This is a genomic window from Pseudomonas sp. ML2-2023-6 (genome assembly GCF_037055265.1).
Taxonomy (GTDB): domain Bacteria; phylum Pseudomonadota; class Gammaproteobacteria; order Pseudomonadales; family Pseudomonadaceae; genus Aquipseudomonas; species Aquipseudomonas kulmbachensis.
Genome location: NZ_CP146347.1, coordinates 739728 through 758863 on the forward strand (window position 1 = coordinate 739728; position 19136 = coordinate 758863).

The 19136-nt window shown below is 56.4% G+C and carries 17 protein-coding genes; 12 read left to right on the plus strand and 5 right to left on the minus strand.

Annotated elements, in window-relative coordinates; genetic code table 11:
* Window positions 1-102 precede the first annotated feature (102 nt).
* The 3 genes from ssuE to V6L79_RS03310 all read right to left on the minus strand — a co-directional run bounded on the left by ssuE (window position 103) and on the right by V6L79_RS03310 (window position 3349).
* Window positions 103-696 (minus strand): NADPH-dependent FMN reductase, encoded by a 594-nt coding sequence (ssuE, locus tag V6L79_RS03300; RefSeq protein WP_261740363.1) that lies wholly within the window; start codon window positions 694-696, stop codon window positions 103-105.
* Window positions 697-1059: 363 nt separating this feature from the next.
* Window positions 1060-1698 (minus strand): peroxiredoxin, encoded by a 639-nt coding sequence (locus V6L79_RS03305; RefSeq protein ID WP_261740364.1) that lies wholly within the window; start codon window positions 1696-1698, stop codon window positions 1060-1062.
* Between the two features lie 295 nt (window positions 1699-1993).
* A complete protein-coding gene (locus V6L79_RS03310) occupies window positions 1994-3349 on the minus strand; it encodes an OprD family porin (RefSeq protein WP_261740365.1) in 1356 nt (451 codons plus the stop codon).
* Window positions 3350-3850: 501 nt separating this feature from the next.
* On the opposite strand from V6L79_RS03310, the gene tauA reads away from it, so the two are divergent.
* From tauA to tauD, 4 genes are read left to right on the plus strand one after another with little or no spacing between them, the layout of a single operon-like run.
* A complete protein-coding gene (gene tauA, locus V6L79_RS03315; RefSeq protein WP_261740366.1) occupies window positions 3851-4834 on the plus strand; it encodes a taurine ABC transporter substrate-binding protein in 984 nt (327 codons plus the stop codon).
* A gap of 26 nt (window positions 4835-4860) precedes the next feature.
* Window positions 4861-5655, plus strand: coding sequence for a taurine ABC transporter ATP-binding subunit (gene tauB / locus V6L79_RS03320; protein ID WP_261740367.1), 795 nt, complete (start codon window positions 4861-4863; stop codon window positions 5653-5655).
* Window positions 5652-6488, plus strand: coding sequence for a taurine ABC transporter permease TauC (tauC, locus tag V6L79_RS03325; RefSeq protein ID WP_261740368.1), 837 nt, complete (start codon window positions 5652-5654; stop codon window positions 6486-6488). Before tauB ends, tauC begins: the two co-directional genes overlap by 4 nt.
* 47 nt (window positions 6489-6535) lie before the next feature.
* Complete coding sequence (gene tauD, locus V6L79_RS03330; RefSeq protein ID WP_261740369.1) at window positions 6536-7369, plus strand: taurine dioxygenase; 834 nt, start codon at window positions 6536-6538, stop codon at window positions 7367-7369.
* 53 nt (window positions 7370-7422) lie between these two features.
* Here the strand turns inward: tauD and V6L79_RS03335 are convergent, their stop codons facing one another.
* On the minus strand, window positions 7423-8064 hold the full coding sequence (locus V6L79_RS03335; RefSeq protein WP_261740370.1) for a TetR/AcrR family transcriptional regulator: 642 nt from the start codon (window positions 8062-8064) through the stop codon (window positions 7423-7425).
* A 101-nt stretch (window positions 8065-8165) separates the two neighbouring features.
* Complete coding sequence (locus V6L79_RS03340) at window positions 8166-9542, minus strand: glutamine synthetase family protein (protein ID WP_261740371.1); 1377 nt, start codon at window positions 9540-9542, stop codon at window positions 8166-8168.
* Window positions 9543-9820: 278 nt separating this feature from the next.
* Here V6L79_RS03340 and V6L79_RS03345 point away from each other — a divergent pair, with 278 nt between their 5' ends.
* The 8 genes from V6L79_RS03345 (at window position 9821) to V6L79_RS03380 (ending at window position 19076) form a co-directional block, all read left to right on the plus strand.
* The gene (locus tag V6L79_RS03345; RefSeq protein ID WP_338579817.1) at window positions 9821-10597 is read left to right on the plus strand and encodes a gamma-glutamyl-gamma-aminobutyrate hydrolase family protein; all 777 of its coding nucleotides are present in this window, start codon (window positions 9821-9823) and stop codon (window positions 10595-10597) included.
* Window positions 10598-10633: 36 nt separating this feature from the next.
* Window positions 10634-11992, plus strand: coding sequence for a glutamine synthetase family protein (locus V6L79_RS03350; protein WP_261740373.1), 1359 nt, complete (start codon window positions 10634-10636; stop codon window positions 11990-11992).
* Window positions 11993-12053: 61 nt separating this feature from the next.
* The gene (locus tag V6L79_RS03355; RefSeq protein ID WP_261740374.1) at window positions 12054-13418 is read left to right on the plus strand and encodes an aspartate aminotransferase family protein; all 1365 of its coding nucleotides are present in this window, start codon (window positions 12054-12056) and stop codon (window positions 13416-13418) included.
* Window positions 13419-13616: 198 nt separating this feature from the next.
* Complete coding sequence (locus V6L79_RS03360) at window positions 13617-14714, plus strand: polyamine ABC transporter substrate-binding protein (protein WP_321836556.1); 1098 nt, start codon at window positions 13617-13619, stop codon at window positions 14712-14714.
* A gap of 251 nt (window positions 14715-14965) precedes the next feature.
* A complete protein-coding gene (locus tag V6L79_RS03365) occupies window positions 14966-16060 on the plus strand; it encodes a polyamine ABC transporter substrate-binding protein (protein ID WP_261740376.1) in 1095 nt (364 codons plus the stop codon).
* Between the two features lie 69 nt (window positions 16061-16129).
* Entirely contained in the window at window positions 16130-17272 is a 1143-nt protein-coding gene (locus V6L79_RS03370; protein ID WP_338579818.1) for a polyamine ABC transporter ATP-binding protein, read from the plus strand.
* The gene (locus tag V6L79_RS03375; protein ID WP_338579819.1) at window positions 17269-18189 is read left to right on the plus strand and encodes an ABC transporter permease subunit; all 921 of its coding nucleotides are present in this window, start codon (window positions 17269-17271) and stop codon (window positions 18187-18189) included. Before V6L79_RS03370 ends, V6L79_RS03375 begins: the two co-directional genes overlap by 4 nt.
* Window positions 18186-19076 (plus strand): ABC transporter permease subunit, encoded by an 891-nt coding sequence (locus V6L79_RS03380; RefSeq protein ID WP_321838250.1) that lies wholly within the window; start codon window positions 18186-18188, stop codon window positions 19074-19076. Before V6L79_RS03375 ends, V6L79_RS03380 begins: the two co-directional genes overlap by 4 nt.
* Window positions 19077-19136 lie beyond the last annotated feature (60 nt).

Below are 19136 nucleotides of genomic sequence, written 5' to 3' on the forward strand. Positions count from 1 at the left end.
CGCTCTCCTTTTGTTGTTCGAGATTCGGGTAGCACCTGCCGAGCCGTTAGCGGATCAGTAAGGTGGTGGAGCTTTTTTCTGTGGGAGGGAAATTATGTTGTTTCAGATACTCCAACGAGCCGTGACCAGGCGCTCGTTGAGGATGTTTGGGTCCAGTGGCTTGGGGCGTCGTGCCAGGGCGCTGTAGAACTGCTCAAGCGACTCGTTCATGCGCTGTTCCAGTACCGGCACCAGCTGCGCTTGTGCGCTGCCTTCGCCGTAAGCAATCTGGCTGTCTTCGGCAAAAATGCCGTGCAGCATTTCCTGGGCCTTGAGCGCCGACAGTACCGGCTTGAGGGCGTAGTCCACGGCCAGCATGTGGGCGATGCTGCCACCGGTGGCGATGGGCAATACCACTTTGTGGCTCAGGGCGCGTTCGGGCAGCAAGTCGAGCACGGTTTTCAGTGCGCCGCTGAACGAGGCCTTGTACACCGGGGTGGCGATCACCAGGCCGTCGGCGTTTTCAATCTGTTGCAGCAGGTCGATAATTTTTGGACTGTCGAAACGTGCGTGCAGCAAGTCTTCGGCCGGAAAGTCACGTACCTGATAACTCACTACTTCGACGCCTTGCTGGTTGAGCCAGCGTTTGGCGTGATCCAGCAACACTCCCGAGCGGGAACGTTGGCTTGGACTTCCTCCGAGTGTCACAACCAGCATCTAGACGTTTCCTTGAATGAATATGTGCAATTCGCTGTCAGCGTTTTCGCTTGAGTGAATAGACCTTAACAGGTGATTTATATATCTATAAATCATATTTATTCATTTGTTTATTCTTAAAATGCATATGCATTTTTGTTGAATAAAAGGCAAAAAAAAGGCCATCGAAATGGCCAGAAACCCTGTTGAAGACACGCAACTCATGTAGCAGCTGCCGAAGGAACGAGGCTGCGTCCGGCGGCGTAGCCGTCGTAAAACCTGAGAACCCGGTCTTTCAGTTAAACCGCAGGCTCAGGTTTTACGAGCGCTACGCACACGAACGCAGCCTCGTTCCTTCGGCAGCTGCTACAGGGGGATCAGTCGCTATTTGTTCGGCTGTGGCGTCAGGCGCAGGTAGGGCTTCACGGCACGGTAGCCTTTGGGGAAGCGTTTGTTGATTTCGTCTTCATCCTTGAGCGATGGCACGATCACTACTTCGTCACCGTCCTGCCAGTTGGCCGGGGTGGCGACTTTGTAGTTGTCGGTCAGTTGCAGCGAGTCGATCACTCGCAGGATTTCGTTGAAATTGCGCCCGGTACTGGCCGGGTAGGTGATGGTCAGGCGGATTTTTTTGTTCGGATCAATCACGAACAGCGAGCGCACGGTGAGGGTGTCGCTGGCATTGGGGTGGATCAGGTCGTAGAGGTCAGACACCTTGCGATCGGCATCAGCGAGGATCGGGAAGTTGACCACCGTGTTCTGGGTTTCGTTGATGTCCTCGATCCACTTGTGGTGCGAGTCCACCGGGTCAACGGACAGTGCAATGGCTTTTACGCCGCGCTTGGCGAACTCGTCCTTGAGCTTGGCGGTAAAGCCCAGCTCGGTGGTGCACACCGGGGTGAAGTCCGCCGGGTGCGAGAACAGCACTCCCCAGCTGTCGCCCAGCCACTCATGGAAGTGGATCTTGCCAGCGCTGGAATCCTGTTCGAAATCGGGGGCGATATCGCCGAGTCTGAGGCTCATGGTGCAGCTCCTTTTTTATAGGGAATGGCAGGGCGTGTGGGAGCTACTCTGCCTGCGCCACGACTTAATTAAAAAGAATAAATATCGATTTGGTTAGAGCTTAAAGGAATATTAAAAACTGTTTCATTGGACGCAGACAAGCCTTGGGGCCACTCTGGATTCAGGTTTAGGCAAGGGGAGTGGCAGGGAGCTACGACTATTAATGTGTTGCGAATTGATCGTTCAGGTCTTCGGTAAACACCCTGCCCGGCATTGCGCCGGGCAGGATTTTTCTTACCTTTGTACTACACCAAGCTTATAGCAACGGGATCGAGTAGCTGACGATCAGACGGTTTTCGTCCTGATCGCGCTGGCTCGCAATATCGTTGCGCCACATGGCGTTTTTCCACATGAAGCCGAGGTTTTTCAGCGTGCCTTCCTGAACAACGTAAGCCACGGTGATATCGCGTTCCCACTCGGAAGCGCCGTTGCTGGTTTGTACATTTTTGTTGCTGTAGGTATCGATGTTATCGCCACGCAGGTAAACCGCGCCCGCCGTCAGGCCAGGTACGCCCACTTTGGCGAAGTCATACGAGTAACGTGCCTGCCAGGTACGCTCGCCAGCACGGGCGAACTTCGAGATCTGCATGTCGGTAGGGATGTAAGCCGATGCGCCGTCGCCCTGGTTCAGGAACGGGAAGTCGCTGCTGCCGTTGCTGACCTGATAGCCGCCACCAAAGGTATGACCTTCAACGGTGTACAGGAACAGGCCGCTGATCAGGTTGTTGTCGACTTTGCCTTTGCCGCTACCCGCTGAGCTGTTGGCGTAATCACCGGTGGTGTAATACGCAGAATCGTGGCCGTTCTTGCCATCGTCGGTGCTGTTGAAGTAACGCAGGTCAGATTTCAACACGCCAGGACCGATGGACCAGTTGTGAACCAGGCCCAGGAAGTGTTGCTTGTAGAAATCTTCCAGGTTGCCGTAGTAGTACTGCAGCAACAGGTCTTTGTTGAGCTTGTAGTCCACGCCGCCGTAGTAGAACTTGTTAACAAACTCGCCTGTTATGGAGTTGTTAGCACCGCCAATCGACAGGCCTTCGTTGTTGCTGGAGTTACGACCCTTGGCGTGTTCGATCTGACCGCCGGTGAAGGTCAGGTCCTTGAACTCGCTGGAGGTGATCTGGCCACCCTGGAAGGTCTGCGGCAGCATACGACCGTCGTTGCTTACGATAACCGGCAGTTTTGGCTGCAGGGTACCGATGCGCAGTTCGGTCTGGGAAATCTTGGCTTTGGCGGTCAGGCCCAGGCTGGAGAAATCGTCTACAGCGTGGTTGCCGTCGCTTGGGAATACCGAGCCGCCATAGTTTGCGCCGGTAGGGTTGCCGTGTTTGGCAGTGCTGGAATCAAGCTTGACGCCCAGCAGGCCAATGGCGTCCAGACCAAAACCGACTGTGCCCTGGGTGAAACCCGAGGCAAAGTCCACCTGGAAGCCTTGGCCCCATTCGGCGGTGTAGTTGGAGTTTTTCGGCGCACCCGAATCACGGTTATCGTTGTTGATGTAGAAGTTACGCAGTTTCAGCGTGGCCTTGCTGTCTTCGATGAAGCCAGCAGCGCTTGCTTGTTGTGCCAACAACCCTACGGCCACAGCGATGGCCAAGGTGGACTTGTTCATTGTGTTGCTCCTTTGCGTCTCTAATTTTTGTAGTTCTTTAGCCCCGAATCTGATGTTTGGGTGCTACAGATGCGCGATTAGCGCCAGACGGTGACTGGCAAGTCAATCGTAACCAAGCATGTCTACGACCTTTGTCTAGTCATTTGCCGTTTGTGCGCAGAGTAATGGCTATTTGATAAACCTAAAAAGAATTGTTTCTGATCTTTTCAGATCATATGGCTATATAGCAGGGTTTTTCCTACGCGCATGCGAAGGAATGCTATCGGTCTTTTGTCTAATTTATAAACATATTTTCATGAATTTTTTAATAGCGTTTGGTTCTTAAACGTTCGCCCCGATCACCTGTTGGGCAAAAGGCCATATCCGCTGCGGCCTTAGTGCATTTCTGGATGTTGCTGAACTACATAAGCTAATGCTTAAAAGTTATTTATTTACTGATTCTTAGATCATTTAACCTCACATTCTGCCGATATCCGGCCGTCTGCCGAGGAGCTCTTCCTGATGAAACTGCACTCTCCCTTACGCCTTTTGGCTGCTTTGTCCCTGGCGGGTGCCAGCTTCTTCGCGCAGGCCGCCACTGCGGATGTGACCGTGGCTTACCAGACCACCGTGGACCCGGCGAAAGTCGCCCAGGCCGACGGTGCTTATGAAAAAGCCACGGGCGCCAAGATCAACTGGCGCAAATTTGATAACGGCTCCGACATCATTGCCGCCATCGCCTCGGGCGATGTGCAAATCGGTTACCTCGGTTCCAGCCCGCTGACGGCTGCGATCACTCGCAAGGTGCCGGTTGAAACCTTCTTGATAGCCACCCAGATCGGCGGCGCTGAAGCACTGGTGGCTCGCAACGGCTCCGGCATCAACGGCCCGCAGGACCTGATTGGCAAAAAAGTTGCCGTTCCATTTGTATCCACCGGCCACTACAGCCTGCTGGCAGCGTTGAAGCACTGGAATATTGACCCTTCGAAAGTACAGATCCTCAACCTCGCGCCACCGGCCATTGTGGCTGCCTGGAAGCGTGGCGATATTGACGCCACTTACGTATGGGACCCAGCACTGGGTGCGGCCAAAGAGAATGGCAAAGTGCTGATCACCTCGGGCGAATTGGCAAAGGTTGGTGCTCCAACCTTTGATGCCTGGATCGTGCGTAAGGACTTCGCCGCCAAGCACCCGGAAATCGTCAAGGAGTTTGCCAAAGTCACGCTGGATGCTTACGCCGACTATCGCAAGGACCCCAAGGCTTGGCTGGCCAATCAGAGCAATGTCGATAAGGTTGTGAAACTCTCGGGCGCCAAGCCTTCTGACATTCCGGTACTGCTGCAAGGCAACGTGTACCCGCTGGCCAGCGACCAAGTGGTTTTGCTCGGCGCACCGACCACCAAGGCTCTGACTGACACGGCAGCATTCCTGAAAGAACAGGGCAAGGTCGATGCAGTACTTGCCGACTATGCCCCTTCGGTCAACGCCACTTTTATCACTCAATAATTCGCGCCGCGCAGGAGTCGACCGTCATGGCCTTGTTATCACTGGAGCGCATCAGCGCACAGTACCCGGGCGCTGCTGAGCCGGTGCTGTCGGATATTTCCGTCAGCCTCGGTCCTCAACAACTGTTGGTCGCACTCGGCCCGTCGGGTAGCGGTAAAACCTCGCTGCTGAATCTGATCGCAGGCTTTGTCGAACCCAGCGGTGGTCGTATCACCCTCGACGGAGTGCCGGTACACGGCCCCAGCGCCGAGCGCGGTGTGGTGTTTCAGGACGATGTGTTACTGCCGTGGCAAGACGTGCTGGCGAACGTGGCCTTTGGCCTTGAGCTGGCCGGTGTGCCGCGGGATAAACGCGAAGCTCGCGCCCGTGAAATGCTGGCCCTGGTGGATTTGGCGGGGTTTGAAAAACGCCGGGTATGGGAGCTTTCGGGCGGGCAGAAACAGCGCGTCGGCCTGGCCCGCGCCCTGGCTGCCGACCCTCGGATCCTGCTGATGGATGAACCCTTCGGCGCACTCGATGCCTTCACCCGCGAGCAGATGCAAGAACTGCTGCTGCAGGTGTGCCGTCGCACCGACAAGCCGGTATTTCTGATCACCCACGACATCGAAGAAGCGGTGTTTCTGGCCACGGATCTGATTTTGCTGGCACCCAACCCGGGGCGCATTGTTGAGCGGCTGACGCTGGATTTTGGCCAGCGCTATAACGCTGGCGAGTCCGCCCGCTCGATCAAGTCTGATCCTCGTTTTATCGAAACCCGTGAACACGTGCTTGAGCGCGTGTTTTCACAACGCGGTGCCGCCCAGCGGCAGGAGCGCGCATGAGCAGTTATGAAGCAATCGCAGCCGCCCCGGTTGCTGCGCCGCACGCGCCGCGCCCGGTCAAGCGCAGCCTGAGCACGCGCTGGATCAGCGTTCTGACCCTGCTGACCTTGATTGCCCTGTGGTGGGCAGTGACGGCCGCGGGCTTGATCGAACCGCTGTTTTTGCCACCGCCGTCTGCCGTACTGGAAAAAGGCTGGTTGCTGGCGACCAAAGGCTACATGGATTCCACGTTGTGGCAGCACTTGGGCGCGAGCTTGAGCCGTATCGGCCTGGGCCTGGGTTTTGCGATTCTGACCGCGGTGCCGGTGGGAATCGCCATTGGCCATAACCGTATTGCGCGGGGCATTTTCGACCCGCTGATCGAGTTCTATCGCCCGATTCCGCCATTGGCTTATTTGCCGCTGATTGTGATCTGGTGCGGCATTGGCGAGTTGTCGAAAGTATTGCTGATTTACCTGGCGATTTTTGCCCCGATTGCGATTGCTACCGCCACTGGTGTGCGTACCGTTGACCCGGCCAAGGTGCGTGCCGCGCAGTCGTTGGGCGCTACGCGCTGGCAGTTGATTCGTCATGTGATTTTGCCCAGTGCCTTGCCGGATATTTTGACCGGTGTACGCATTGGTCTGGGGGTGGGCTGGTCGACCCTGGTGGCCGCCGAGCTGATCGCCGCCACCAGCGGTTTGGGGTTTATGGTGCAGTCTGCCGCGCAATTTCTAGTCACCGATGTGGTGGTGCTGGGAATTCTGGTGATCGCCATCATCGCCTTTGCCATGGAAATGGGCCTGCGCGCCCTGCAACGCAAGCTGGTGCCGTGGCACGGCCAGGCTCACTAAACAGAACTCGACGCTGATTAATTGGCGCGCTGCTAAAGAGATAGATCATGAGCCTGACCATTACCCCGATTAGCTCTGCCCTTGGCGCCCAGATTGCTGGCGTCGACCTGACTCAACCCCTGAGTCCGGAACACCGTGATGCCATCGAGCAGGCGTTGCTGGCGCATCATGTGGTGTTCTTCAAGCATCAGTCGATCACGCCGCAGCAGCAGGCACGTTTTGCTGCCAACTTCGGTGATCTGCATATTCATCCAATTTATCCCAACGTACCGGAGCAGCCAGAAGTGCTGGTGCTGGATACGGCCGTGACCGACGTGCGCGACAACGCGGTGTGGCATACCGACGTGACCTTTTTGCCGACGCCCGCGATGGGGGCGGTGCTGAGTGCCAAGCAGTTGCCGGCTTTTGGTGGCGACACCTTGTGGGCGGGCGGGATCGCCGCTTTTGAAGGGTTGTCCAGGCCACTGCAAGTTTTGCTGGAAGGGCTGACTGCAACCCACGACTTCACCAAGTCGTTCCCGCTGGAGCGTTTCGGTTCGACCCCTGAAGACCTTGCGCGCTGGGAGCAGACCCGCAAAAACAACCCGCCGTTGTCGCACCCGGTGGTTCGCACCCACCCGGTGAGCGGTCGCAAATCGTTGTTCGTCAATGAAGGCTTTACCACCAAAATCAATGAGCTTTCAGAAGCTGAAAGCGAAGCGATCCTCAAGTTGTTGTTTGCCCATGCGACGCGCCCCGAGTACACCATTCGCTGGCGCTGGGAGGAAAATGACGTGGCGTTTTGGGACAACCGTTCTACCCAGCATTACGCCGTGGACGATTACCGCCCGAACCGCCGCGTGATGCACCGCGCGACGATTTTGGGTGATGCGCCGTTCTGATGAACACCGCATGAGGTGTAGATCAGGGATCCTCGTCATCTGCTACGCAACGTCTAGCGGCTGCAGCTTTCACGCTTGGGCAAAAACGGCGGCAAGTACAACCCCAGGTAAGCATCCACTACACGTATGCCTTCTTCGGCCATGCGCGGGGTGATGCTGTCGTGCAGTTGGATGGAGCGCGCATATACGCGGTCGCCCAGCTCCATCGCCAAGGCAAATACGTCCACGTCCTGTGGCAGTGCCGGCAACTCAAAATGGCGCATAAATAAACCATGCATCAACTGGCCCAGCTCCAGGTCGTGCTGACGGTCTGCCTGGGTTACTTCGGTGAGACCATGCTGGGCCAGGATCAGTTGCCGGGCAGCGGCATCTTCGCTGTAAATCGTCAGCATGCGCAGCTCAACGAGGCGCGACAGGTCTCGCCAGTCCCTCAACGCTTCATGCTCAATCGGCTCTTGCAGGCAGGCGCGGAACGCTGCATGCACATCTGCGGTCAAGGCTTCGAGGAGCGCGGGCACACCGGCGAAAAAGTGATAGACCGACGACGGCGGGATTTCAGCGCGTTCGGCCACGCTGTAAATCGACAGGCTGGACACCCCTTCTTCTGCCAGCAGTGTGCGGGCAGCATTGAGTATCGAATCGATCCGGACCTGGCTGCGAGCGCGTGACTTTCGAGGTGTGGCAAGGCGCGTCATGGGTGTCTCCTGCGGGGCAGTGCGCATTGTACGAGCCTTGGGCCCATAAAAAAACGCCGCAGGCCGTGAGGCCTGCGGCGTTCCTTGTGGACTGCAAACGCTTACACGGTATGCAGATACCAGTTGTATTCGAGGTCGGAGATGGAGTGTTCAAACTCTTCCAGCTCGCTCTCTTTACAGGCGACAAAGATATCGATGTATTTCGGGTCGATATATTTGGCCATTACTTCGCTGTCATCCAACTCGCGCAATGCATCACGCAGGTTGTTTGGCAGGCTTTGCTCGTTCTGCTCGTAGCTGTTGCCTTCGACTGGCGCACCCGGTTCGATCTTGTTGGTCAGACCGTGGTGAATACCGGCCAGTACCGAGGCCATCAACAGGTATGGGTTGGCATCGGCACCGGCAACCCGGTGTTCGATACGTACCGAGTCGGACGACCCGGTAGGTACGCGAATCGCCACGGTACGGTTGTCCAGGCCCCAGCACGGCGAGTTCGGCACGTAGAACTGTGCGCCGAAACGACGGTACGAGTTGACGTTAGGGCAAAGGAACGCCATCTGCGCCGGTAGGGTCTCGAGCACACCGCCGATCGCGTGACGCAATGCGGCGTTCTGCTCGGGATCCTCGCTGGCAAAAATATTTTTGCCTTCTTTGTCCAGAATCGAAATATGAACGTGTAGTCCGTTGCCCGCCTGGCCCGGGTAAGGCTTGGCCATGAACGTGGTGTCCATCTCATGGTCATAGGCGATGTTTTTGATCAGTCGCTTGAGCAGTACCGCGTAGTCGCAGGCCTTGATCGGGTCGGCAACGTGGTGCAGGTTCACTTCGAACTGCGCCGGGGCACTTTCTTTAACGATGGCGTCAGCCGGGATGCCTTGTTCTTTGGCACCTTCCAGAATGTCCTGGAGGCAGTCGACGTATTCATCGAGGTCGTCGATCAGGTAAACCTGAGTCGAATGTGGACGTTTGCCGGAGATCGGCGAGCGTGGAGGTTGCGGGCGACCGTTAACGTTCTCCTGGTCAATCAGGTAGAACTCCAGCTCGAAAGCGGCGCAGATGGTCAGGCCCATCTCGTCAAATTTGGTAACAACTTGACGCAGCACTTCGCGAGGGTCGGCGAAGAAAGGTTCACCTTCTAGTTCGTGCATGGTCATCAGCAGTTGCGCGGTTGGGCGCTTTTGCCAAGGTTCATTGCACAGGGTGTCCGGGATGGGATAACAGATTCTGTCTGCGTCACCGATATCCAGACCCAGGCCGGTGCTTTCCACCGTTGAGCCATTGATATCAAGTGCAAACAGAGAGGCAGGCAGGTTGATGCCTTTCTCGTAAACCTTGTGGAGGCTGGTGCGTTCGATGCGCTTGCCGCGCACCACACCATTCATATCCGCAATTAGAAGGTCTACGTACAGAACCTCAGGATGATCCTTAAGGAACGCGTTCGCTTCGTTAAGCTGAACGGCACGCGGGGGTACCGACATGATGCAACACCTTTGTTGTTAAAAATATCAATCATTGAGCGCTACGGGTTTCAGTCAACCCGAACGGCATACCGAAGTCAAGCTGCCTGTTTTATGCCCTTAAAAAGCGCCTAAAGGCCATTTTTGACGCTTTTTGGGGCGTCTTTGACCTTTTTGAACGCTTGGCGCCCGCAGGCTTGAGCGGGCCGTGTTGTATTTTTTACGGGGGTGTTGTGTAAAAAAATGAACAAGGCTAAGCTCGATTCAAACCCATAACAGCAATAATACCGGGGTGTTACATGTCACGCCTGCCGTTAATCGGCGTCACCGCCTGCACCAAGCAGATCGGTTTGCATCCTTATCACATCACTGGCGATAAGTACGTGCGAGCAGTTGCAGTGGCTGCCAAAGGCTTGCCTCTGATCATACCGTCACTGGCGGAATTGATTGATCCGACCGATATTCTTGACGGTCTGGACGGCCTGCTCTTTACCGGGTCTCCTTCCAATATAGAACCCCATTTGTATCACGGCCCTGCCAGCGCGCCTGGCACGCTGCATGATCCTGACCGTGATTGCACTACCCTTCCCTTGATTCGTGCTGCTATTGCAGCTGGCATTCCGGTGCTCGGGATTTGTCGCGGCTTTCAGGAATTAAATGTAGCTCTGGGTGGCTCACTTCACCAGAAATTGCACGAAGTCGAAGGCTTTATCGAGCACCGCGAAGACCCCAGCGCCCCTGTTGAAGTGCAATACGCTGCGAGCCACGCCATGCACGTTCAGCCGGGCGGCATCCTGGCTGGTCTAGGATTGCCGGCTGAGTTCGAGGTCAACTCGATTCATACCCAGGGTATTGAGCGCGTAGCGCCAGGCCTACGGGTTGAAGCCCTGGCGCCGGACGGCCTGGTCGAAGCCGTTTCGGTAAAAGACGGCAAGGCTTTTGCTTTGGCGGTTCAGTGGCACCCCGAATGGCAGGTAAGCTCTAACCCGATTTATCTCGCCATCTTTCAGGCGTTTGGAAATGCCTGTAGAAGGCGCGCTACACAACGCGACGCGGATGCGTCAGTAAACGCCTGACTTATTCAAGTCAGGACACTCAGCCCAGAGGCATTTATGAGTAACAACCTCGACCAGCTCACCGATTGGTTGAAAGACCACAAGATCACAGAAGTCGAATGCATGATCGCCGACCTCACCGGGATTACTCGCGGGAAGATTTCGCCGACCAACAAGTTCATTGCCGAAAAAGGCATGCGCCTGCCCGAGAGCGTATTGCTGCAAACCGTTACGGGCGACTATGTCGAAGACGACATCTATTACGAGCTTCTGGACCCGGCCGATATCGACATGATCTGCCGTCCCGACCAGAACGCAGTATTTGTGGTGCCGTGGGCTATCGAGCCAACCGCTCAGGTGATTCACGACACCTACGACAAGCAGGGCAACCCGATTGAGTTGTCGCCGCGCAACGTGCTTAAAAAGGTTCTCAAACTCTACGCCGATCACGGCTGGCAGCCGATCGTGGCGCCAGAAATGGAGTTCTACCTGACCAAGCGCAGCGACGACCCGGACTACCCGTTGCAGCCTCCGGTGGGTCGCTCCGGTCGCCCGGAAACCGGTCGTCAGTCCTTCTCTATTGAAGCGGCCAACGAATTCGATCCGCTGTTCGAAGACGTTTATGACTGGTGCGAACTGCAAGAGCTGGACCTGGACACGCTGATCCACGAAGACGGCACGGCGCAGATGGAGATCAACTTCCGTCACGGCGACGCACTGTCGCTGGCCGACCAGATTCTGGTGTTCAAGCGCACCATGCGCGAGGCTGCGCTCAAGCACAACGTGGCCGCGACCTTCATGGCCAAACCGATGACCGGTGAGCCTGGCAGCGCCATGCACCTGCACCAGAGCATCATTGATATCAACACCGGCAAAAACGTCTTCTCCAATGAAGACGGGACCATGAGCCAACTGTTCCTCAACCATATCGGTGGGCTGCAAAAGTTCATTCCAGAGCTGCTGCCGCTGTTTGCCCCGAACGTGAACTCGTTCCGCCGTTTCTTGCCTGATACCTCGGCACCAGTAAACGTGGAGTGGGGCGAAGAGAACCGCACCGTGGGCCTGCGCGTGCCGGATGCCGGCCCGCAAAACCGCCGTGTCGAAAACCGCTTGCCGGGCGCCGATGCCAACCCGTATCTGGCGATTGCTGCCAGCTTGCTGTGCGGTTATATCGGCATGGTCGAAGGCATCAACCCGAGCGCGCCTGTGGTCGGTCGTGGTTATGAACGTCGCAACTTGCGCCTGCCGTTGACCCTTGAAGAGGCACTGGCACGCATGGAAGGCAGCAAGACTGTCGAGAAGTACCTGGGCACCAAGTTCATCACCGGTTACGTGGCAGTCAAACGTGCCGAACATGAAAACTTCAAGCGCGTCATCAGTTCGTGGGAGCGGGAATTCCTGCTGTTCGCCGTCTGACACGCTGGAGGGGCGCGCCTGGGAGGCGCGGTCCCTCCTCTACTGACTAAAGGAGAGCTGTATGACTAACAAAAACCCGCAAACCCTCCAATGGCAACAACTGAGTAACGACCACCATCTGGCCCCGTTCAGCGACTTCAAACAGTTGAAAGAAGTCGGCCCACGCATCATCACTCATGCCAAAGGCGTGTACCTGTGGGACAGCGAAGGCCACAAGATTCTCGACGGCATGGCCGGCCTGTGGTGTGTTGCCATCGGCTATGGCCGTGACGAACTGGCCGATGCCGCCAGCAAGCAAATGCGCGAACTGCCGTACTACAACCTGTTTTTCATGACCGCGCACCCGCCGGTACTTGAACTGTCCAAAGCCATCGCCGAGATCGCGCCTGAAGGCATGAACCACGTGTTCTTCACCGGCTCAGGCTCTGAAGGCAACGACACCATGTTGCGCATGGTTCGCCATTACTGGGCGATCAAGGGCCAGCCCAACAAGAAAACCATCATCAGCCGCAAAAACGGCTACCACGGCTCCACCGTGGCGGGCGCGAGCCTGGGCGGCATGACCTACATGCACGAACAGGGCGACTTGCCGATCCCTGGCATCACCCACATCCCGCAGCCGTACTGGTTCGGCGAGGGTGGCGACATGTCCCCGGAAGAGTTCGGCATCTGGGCCGCCAATCAGCTGGAAGAAAAAATCCTCGAACTGGGCGTCGACAATGTCGGGGCCTTTATTGCCGAGCCGATCCAGGGCGCAGGCGGCGTGATCGTTCCTCCTGCCACCTACTGGCCGCGCATCAAGGAAATCCTGGCCAAGTACGACATCCTGTTCGTTGCAGATGAAGTGATTTGTGGCTTTGGTCGTACCGGTGAGTGGTTCGGTAGCGATTTCTACGACCTCAAACCGGACATGATGACCATCGCCAAGGGCCTGACCTCGGGTTATATCCCGATGGGTGGCCTGATCGTGCGCGATGAAGTGGTTGCGGTACTGAACGAAGGTGGCGATTTCAACCACGGTTTCACCTACTCGGGTCACCCGGTAGCGGCAGCAGTGGCACTGGAAAACATCCGCATCCTGCGCGAAGAAAAAATTATCGAGACGGTTCACGCCGAAACGGCACCGTATTTGCAAAAGCGTTTACGTGAACTGAACGATCATCCGCTGGTGGGCGAAGTGCGCGGTGTTGGCATGCTGGGTGCCATTGAATTGGTGCAGGACAAAGCCACGCGCAAACGTTACGAAGGCCGTGGTGCTGGCATGATCTGCCGACAGTTCTGTTTCGCTAACGGTCTGATCATGCGCGCCGTAGGCGACACCATGATTATTTCGCCGCCGCTGGTGATCAGTAAAGACGAGATCGACGAGCTGGTGACAAAGGCGCGCAAGTGCCTGGATCTGACCTTGGAAGCACTGCAAGGTTAACTGCTAGGCTTCGGGCGCAAGACAACTGCGATCCTAAAGCAGGTAATTGCGCTCTGGGCCTTAAGAATCAAGGCTTTCCCTTGAAAGCCTGCCCCAGATCTTGCCAGACTTGCCGCCGGCTTTAGTCACCTTGAGATCAGGTCGCTGAATCGGTGGTTTAAAAGAACAATTGGAGCATTACAGATGAAGGCATCAGGTTTGAAAAAAGTTGGCAAGACACTTCTCGCCCTCTCCTTGATGGGTGTGATGGCCGGGGCAGCGCAAGCGGCAGACAAAGTACTGCACATCTACAATTGGTCCGATTACATCGCACCCGACACCGTTAAAAAATTCGAAGACCAGACCGGTATCAAGGTGGTCTACGACGTGTTCGACAGCAACGAGACCCTTGAGGCCAAGCTGCTGGCGGGCAAGTCCGGCTACGACATTGTCGTGCCATCCAACAATTTCCTGGCCAAGCAGATCAAGGCCGGGGTTTACCAGGAACTGGACCGCTCCAAGCTGCCTAACTGGAAAAACCTCGATCCTGCGTTGCTCAAGGCCGTTGGCGATGCCAGCGACAAAGACAACAAACATGCGTTCCCGTACATGTGGGGCACCATCGGTATTGGGTACAACCCTGAGAAGGTCAAGGCCGCTCTAGGTGTCGACACCATCGATTCCTGGGACGTGCTGTTCAAGCCGGAGAACGCTGCCAAGCTCAAAAGCTGCGGCATAAGCTTCCTCGACTCGCCGACCGAAATGCTCCCGGCCGCCCTGCATTACCTGGGCTACCCGACCGATTCTCAAGACAAGAAACAACTGGCTGAAGCCGAAGCGTTGTTCCTGAAAATTCGTCCTTCGGTTGGCTACTTCCACTCGTCCAAGTACATCTCCGACCTTGCCAACGGCAACATCTGCGTAGCCGTGGGTTACTCGGGTGACCTTGAACAGTCCATTTCCCGCGCCAAAGAAGCTGGTGACAAGGTCAAGCTCAAGTATGTGATCCCTAAAGAAGGTGCTGGCAGCTTCTACGACATGGTCGCCATTCCCAAGGATGCCGAGAACGTTGACGCCGCTTATGCCTGGATGAACTTCCTGATGCAGCCTGAGATCATGGCCGAGATCACTAATAGCGTGCGTTTCCCGAACGGTAACAAGGCTGCAACGCCGCTAGTGAATAAAGACATCTCTGGCGACCCGAGCATTTACCCGTCCGATGACGTGAAGGCCAAGCTGTACGCAATCAGCGATTTGCCGCCAACAACCTTGCGTTTGTTGACGCGCAGCTGGACCAAAATCAAGTCAGGCAAGTAACTACCTGTAGCCGCTGCCGCAGGCTGCGATTGAGCCCGAAGGGCTCACGCTGTTTTCGGTCACTTGAAGGCCCTTCTGGCCTTATCGCAGCCTTCGGCAGCGGCTAAAAAATCAGGTAAGTGCTTAATAAATAGCGGAAAACTTTGCTGTGTCGGTTTATCGAGGGTAAGTTGCGCGCCGGTTTTGTCTTTGGCGGCTCGGCTGCCGTGTGACGCGGGCAACTCAGGCCCAACTATATTGAGGACCATCACGTGTCTATATCTTTGTTTCGCAAGACCTTGCTGGTCGGAGCCGGTTTGACGCTTGCCGTCAGCGTACAAGCGGCACCTACAGTGCACATTTATAACTGGTCGGACTACATCGCACCGAACACGCTGAGTGATTTCGAAGCCGCTACCGGTATCAAACCGGTGTATGACGTATTCGACTCCAACGAAACCCTTGAAGGCAAATTGCTGGCCGGGCGTACCGGTTATGACGTGGTCGTTCCGTCTAACCATTTCCTGGGCAAGCAGATCAAGGCGGGCGCGTTCCAGAAGCTCGACATGTCGCAGTTGCCGAACTATTCCAACCTCGACCCGGCCCTGCTCAAGCGCCTTCAGGCCAACGACCCGGGTAACCAATATGCCGTGCCGTACCTGTGGGGCACCAACGGGATTGGTTACAACGTCGATAAAGTCAAAGAAGTACTGGGGGTCGACAGCATTGACTCCTGGGATGTGGTGTTCAAACCCGAGAACATGAAGAAGCTGACCAAGTGCGGCGTAGCCTTCCTGGATTCGGCTGATGAAATGCTGCCTACCGTACTCAACTACCTGGGCCTGGATGCCAACAGCACCAACCCCAAGGACTACAAAAAAGCAGAAGCAACACTGATGTCGGTGCGTCCATACGTCACCTACTTCCACTCTTCCAAATACATTTCCGACCTGGCCAACGGCAACATCTGTGTGGCGATTGGCTTCTCCGGTGATGTATTCCAGGCCAAGGCTCGGGCCGCAGATGCCAAGAAAGGCGTGAATATCGCGTATATCGTGCCCAAGGAAGGCGGCGCGCTGTGGTTTGACATGCTGGCCATCCCCAAGGATTCCAGCAACGTCAAGGAGGCTCACGCGTTCATCAATTACCTGCTCAAGCCTGAAGTGATCGCTCAAGTCAGCGACTATGTTGGTTATGCCAACCCCAATCCTGCGGCTGACAAGGTGATGGATGAGTCCATTCGTACCGACGAAGCGGTTTACCCAACCCAGGCGGTGCTGGACAAAACGTACGTTTCAACCGAGTTACCGCCGAAAGTACAGCGTCTGATGACGCGTACGTGGACCAAGGTCAAGACGGGCAAGTAATCTCGCAAGACCACCTATCCAAGGCTCGACCATCTAGGTCGGGCTGCTAAATTTGTTGGGAGTTTCGTAATGGCTGTTGCCTCCGGCGCCTATAAGAAAGCCCTCGAGGGCGACCAGACACCTAAGCAGGTGCTGGTCAAAATCGACCGGGTCACGAAAAAATTCGACGAGACGATTGCCGTGGACGACGTGTCCCTGGAAATCAACAAGGGCGAAATTTTCGCCATGCTCGGCGGATCGGGATCGGGCAAATCTACCTTGCTGCGCATGCTGGCAGGCTTCGAGCGCCCAACAGAGGGTCGTATTTTCCTCGACGGTGTCGACATCACTGATATGCCGCCCTATGAGCGCCCGATCAACATGATGTTCCAGTCCTATGCATTGTTCCCGCATATGACCGTGGCGCAAAACATCGCCTTCGGCCTCAAGCAGGACAAAATGTCCAACGCCGAGATCGATGCCCGCGTCGGCGAAATGCTCAAGCTGGTACACATGAACCAGTACGCCAAGCGCAAACCGCATCAGTTGTCTGGCGGTCAGCGTCAACGTGTGGCCTTGGCCCGTTCGTTGGCCAAGCGTCCGAAACTGCTGCTGCTCGACGAGCCGATGGGCGCACTGGACAAAAAACTGCGTTCGCAGATGCAGCTCGAGCTGGTAGAGATCATCGAGCGCGTCGGCGTGACCTGCGTCATGGTGACCCACGACCAGGAAGAGGCCATGACCATGGCCCAGCGCATTGCCATCATGCACCAGGGCTGGATCGCCCAGATCGGCAGCCCGATCGATATTTACGAGACCCCGGTCAGCCGCCTGGTCTGCGAGTTCATCGGCAACGTCAACCTGTTCGACGGTGAAGTGGTCGACGACGCTGAAGGCTATGCGCGCATCAAGTGCTCGGAGCTGGAGAACGACATTTACGTCGGTCACGGTGTCAGTACCTCGGTGGAAGACAAACACACCACCTACGCCATTCGCCCGGAAAAAATGCTCGTCACCACCGAGAAACCGGCATGCGAATACAACTGGTCGCGTGGCAAGGTGCATGACATCGCCTACCTTGGCGGGCACTCGGTGTTCTACGTCGAGCTGCCGAGCGGCAAGATCGTCCAGTCGTTTGTAGCCAACGCCGAACGCCGTGGCGCCCGCCCGACCTGGGACGACGAAGTCTACGTCTGGTGGGAAGACGACAGCGGCGTGGTACTGCGCTCATGAACATGCGAAAACTCAAACGCCGACTGCAACGAATAACCCCCGGTGGCCGCCATATGGTCATCGGGATTCCATTCCTGTGGCTGTTTTTGTTCTTCATGCTGCCGTTCTTTATCGTACTGAAGATCAGTTTTGCCGAAGCTGACGTCGCCATTCCGCCGTACACCGAGATCTACAGCTACGTCGACCAGAAGGTCCAACTGCTGCTGAACCTGGGCAACTACGCCATGCTGGGCGACGACGAGCTGTACATCGCCGCCTACCTGGGCTCGTTGAAGATGGCCTTTTTCAGCACGGCGTTGTGCCTGCTGATCGGTTATCCGATGGCCTACGCCATCGCCAATGCGCGCAAAGAGATGCAGACCGTACTGGTGCTGCTGATCATGATGCCGACCTGGACCGCGATCCTGATTCGTGTGTATGCCTGGATGGGTATCCTCAGCAACAACGGCCTTCTCAATGGCTTCCTGATGTCGATGGGCTGGATCAACGAACCGCTGCAGATCCTCAACACCAATATCGCGGTGTATATCGGCATCGTGTATTCGTACTTGCCGTTTATGATCCTGCCGCTGTACGCCAACCTCGTAAAACATGACAACAGCTTGCTGGAAGCTGCGTCCGACCTGGGTTCGAGCACTTTCAACAGCTTCTGGAAAATCACCGTTCCGCTGTCCAAAAACGGCATTATCGCCGGCTGCATGCTGGTGTTTATCCCGGTGGTAGGCGAGTTCGTGATCCCGGAACTGCTGGGCGGGCCGGAAACCCTGATGATCGGTAAAGTGTTGTGGCAAGAATTCTTCAACAACCGTGACTGGCCGGTAGCCTCCGCGCTTGCCGTGGTCATGCTGGCGATCCTGATCGTGCCCATCATTCTGTTCAACCGCAGCCAGGCTAAAGAGCTGGAGGGCAAGATATGAATCGCTTCCGTTTTTCTAGCTTTATGTTGGTCGCGGGGCTGTTGTTCATCTACCTGCCGATGCTGATCCTGGTGATCTACTCGTTCAACGCCTCCAAGCTGGTGACGGTATGGGGCGGTTGGTCGCTGAAGTGGTACGTGGGCCTGCTGGACAACACCCAGCTGATGGGCTCGGTCATGCGTTCGCTGGAAATCGCCTTGTACACGGCGGTTGCAGCGGTGGCGCTGGGTACCTTGGCGGCGTTTGTACTGACCCGTATCAGCCACTTCAAGGGCCGCACGCTGTTTGGCGGCCTGGTGACGGCGCCGTTGGTAATGCCGGAAGTGATCACCGGTCTGTCGCTGTTGCTGCTGTTCGTGGCCATGGCGCAGATGATTGGCTGGCCGCAAGAACGCGGTATCGTCACCATCTGGATCGCCCACACCACGTTCTGCTCGGCCTATGTGGCCGTGGTGGTGTCGTCGCGTCTGCGTGAGCTGGACCTGTCGATCGAAGAAGCAGCCATGGACCTGGGTGCCAAACCGTGGAAAGTGTTCTTTCTGATCACCATCCCAATGATCGCGCCTTCATTGGCGGCGGGAGCCATGATGTCCTTTGCCCTGTCGCTGGACGACCTGGTATTGGCCAGCTTCGTGTCCGGTCCGGGGTCTACGACCCTGCCGATGGAAGTGTTCTCGGCGGTGCGTCTGGGGGTTAAACCCGAGATCAACGCCGTGGCCAGCCTGATTCTGCTGGCGGTGTCGCTGGTGACCTTTATGGTGTGGTTCTTCAGCCGCCGCGCTGAGGAACACCGCAAAAAGGCCATTCAGCAAGCTATCGACGAGTCGATGGCCGAGTCCTGGAAACAGCCTGACGTGCGTCGGCCGCAGTCGACAAACGCGGTTTAAGTCTCGCGTGATAAAAAACCTCGCCTCCTGTGAAAGGTCGGCGAGGTTTTTTTATGGGGT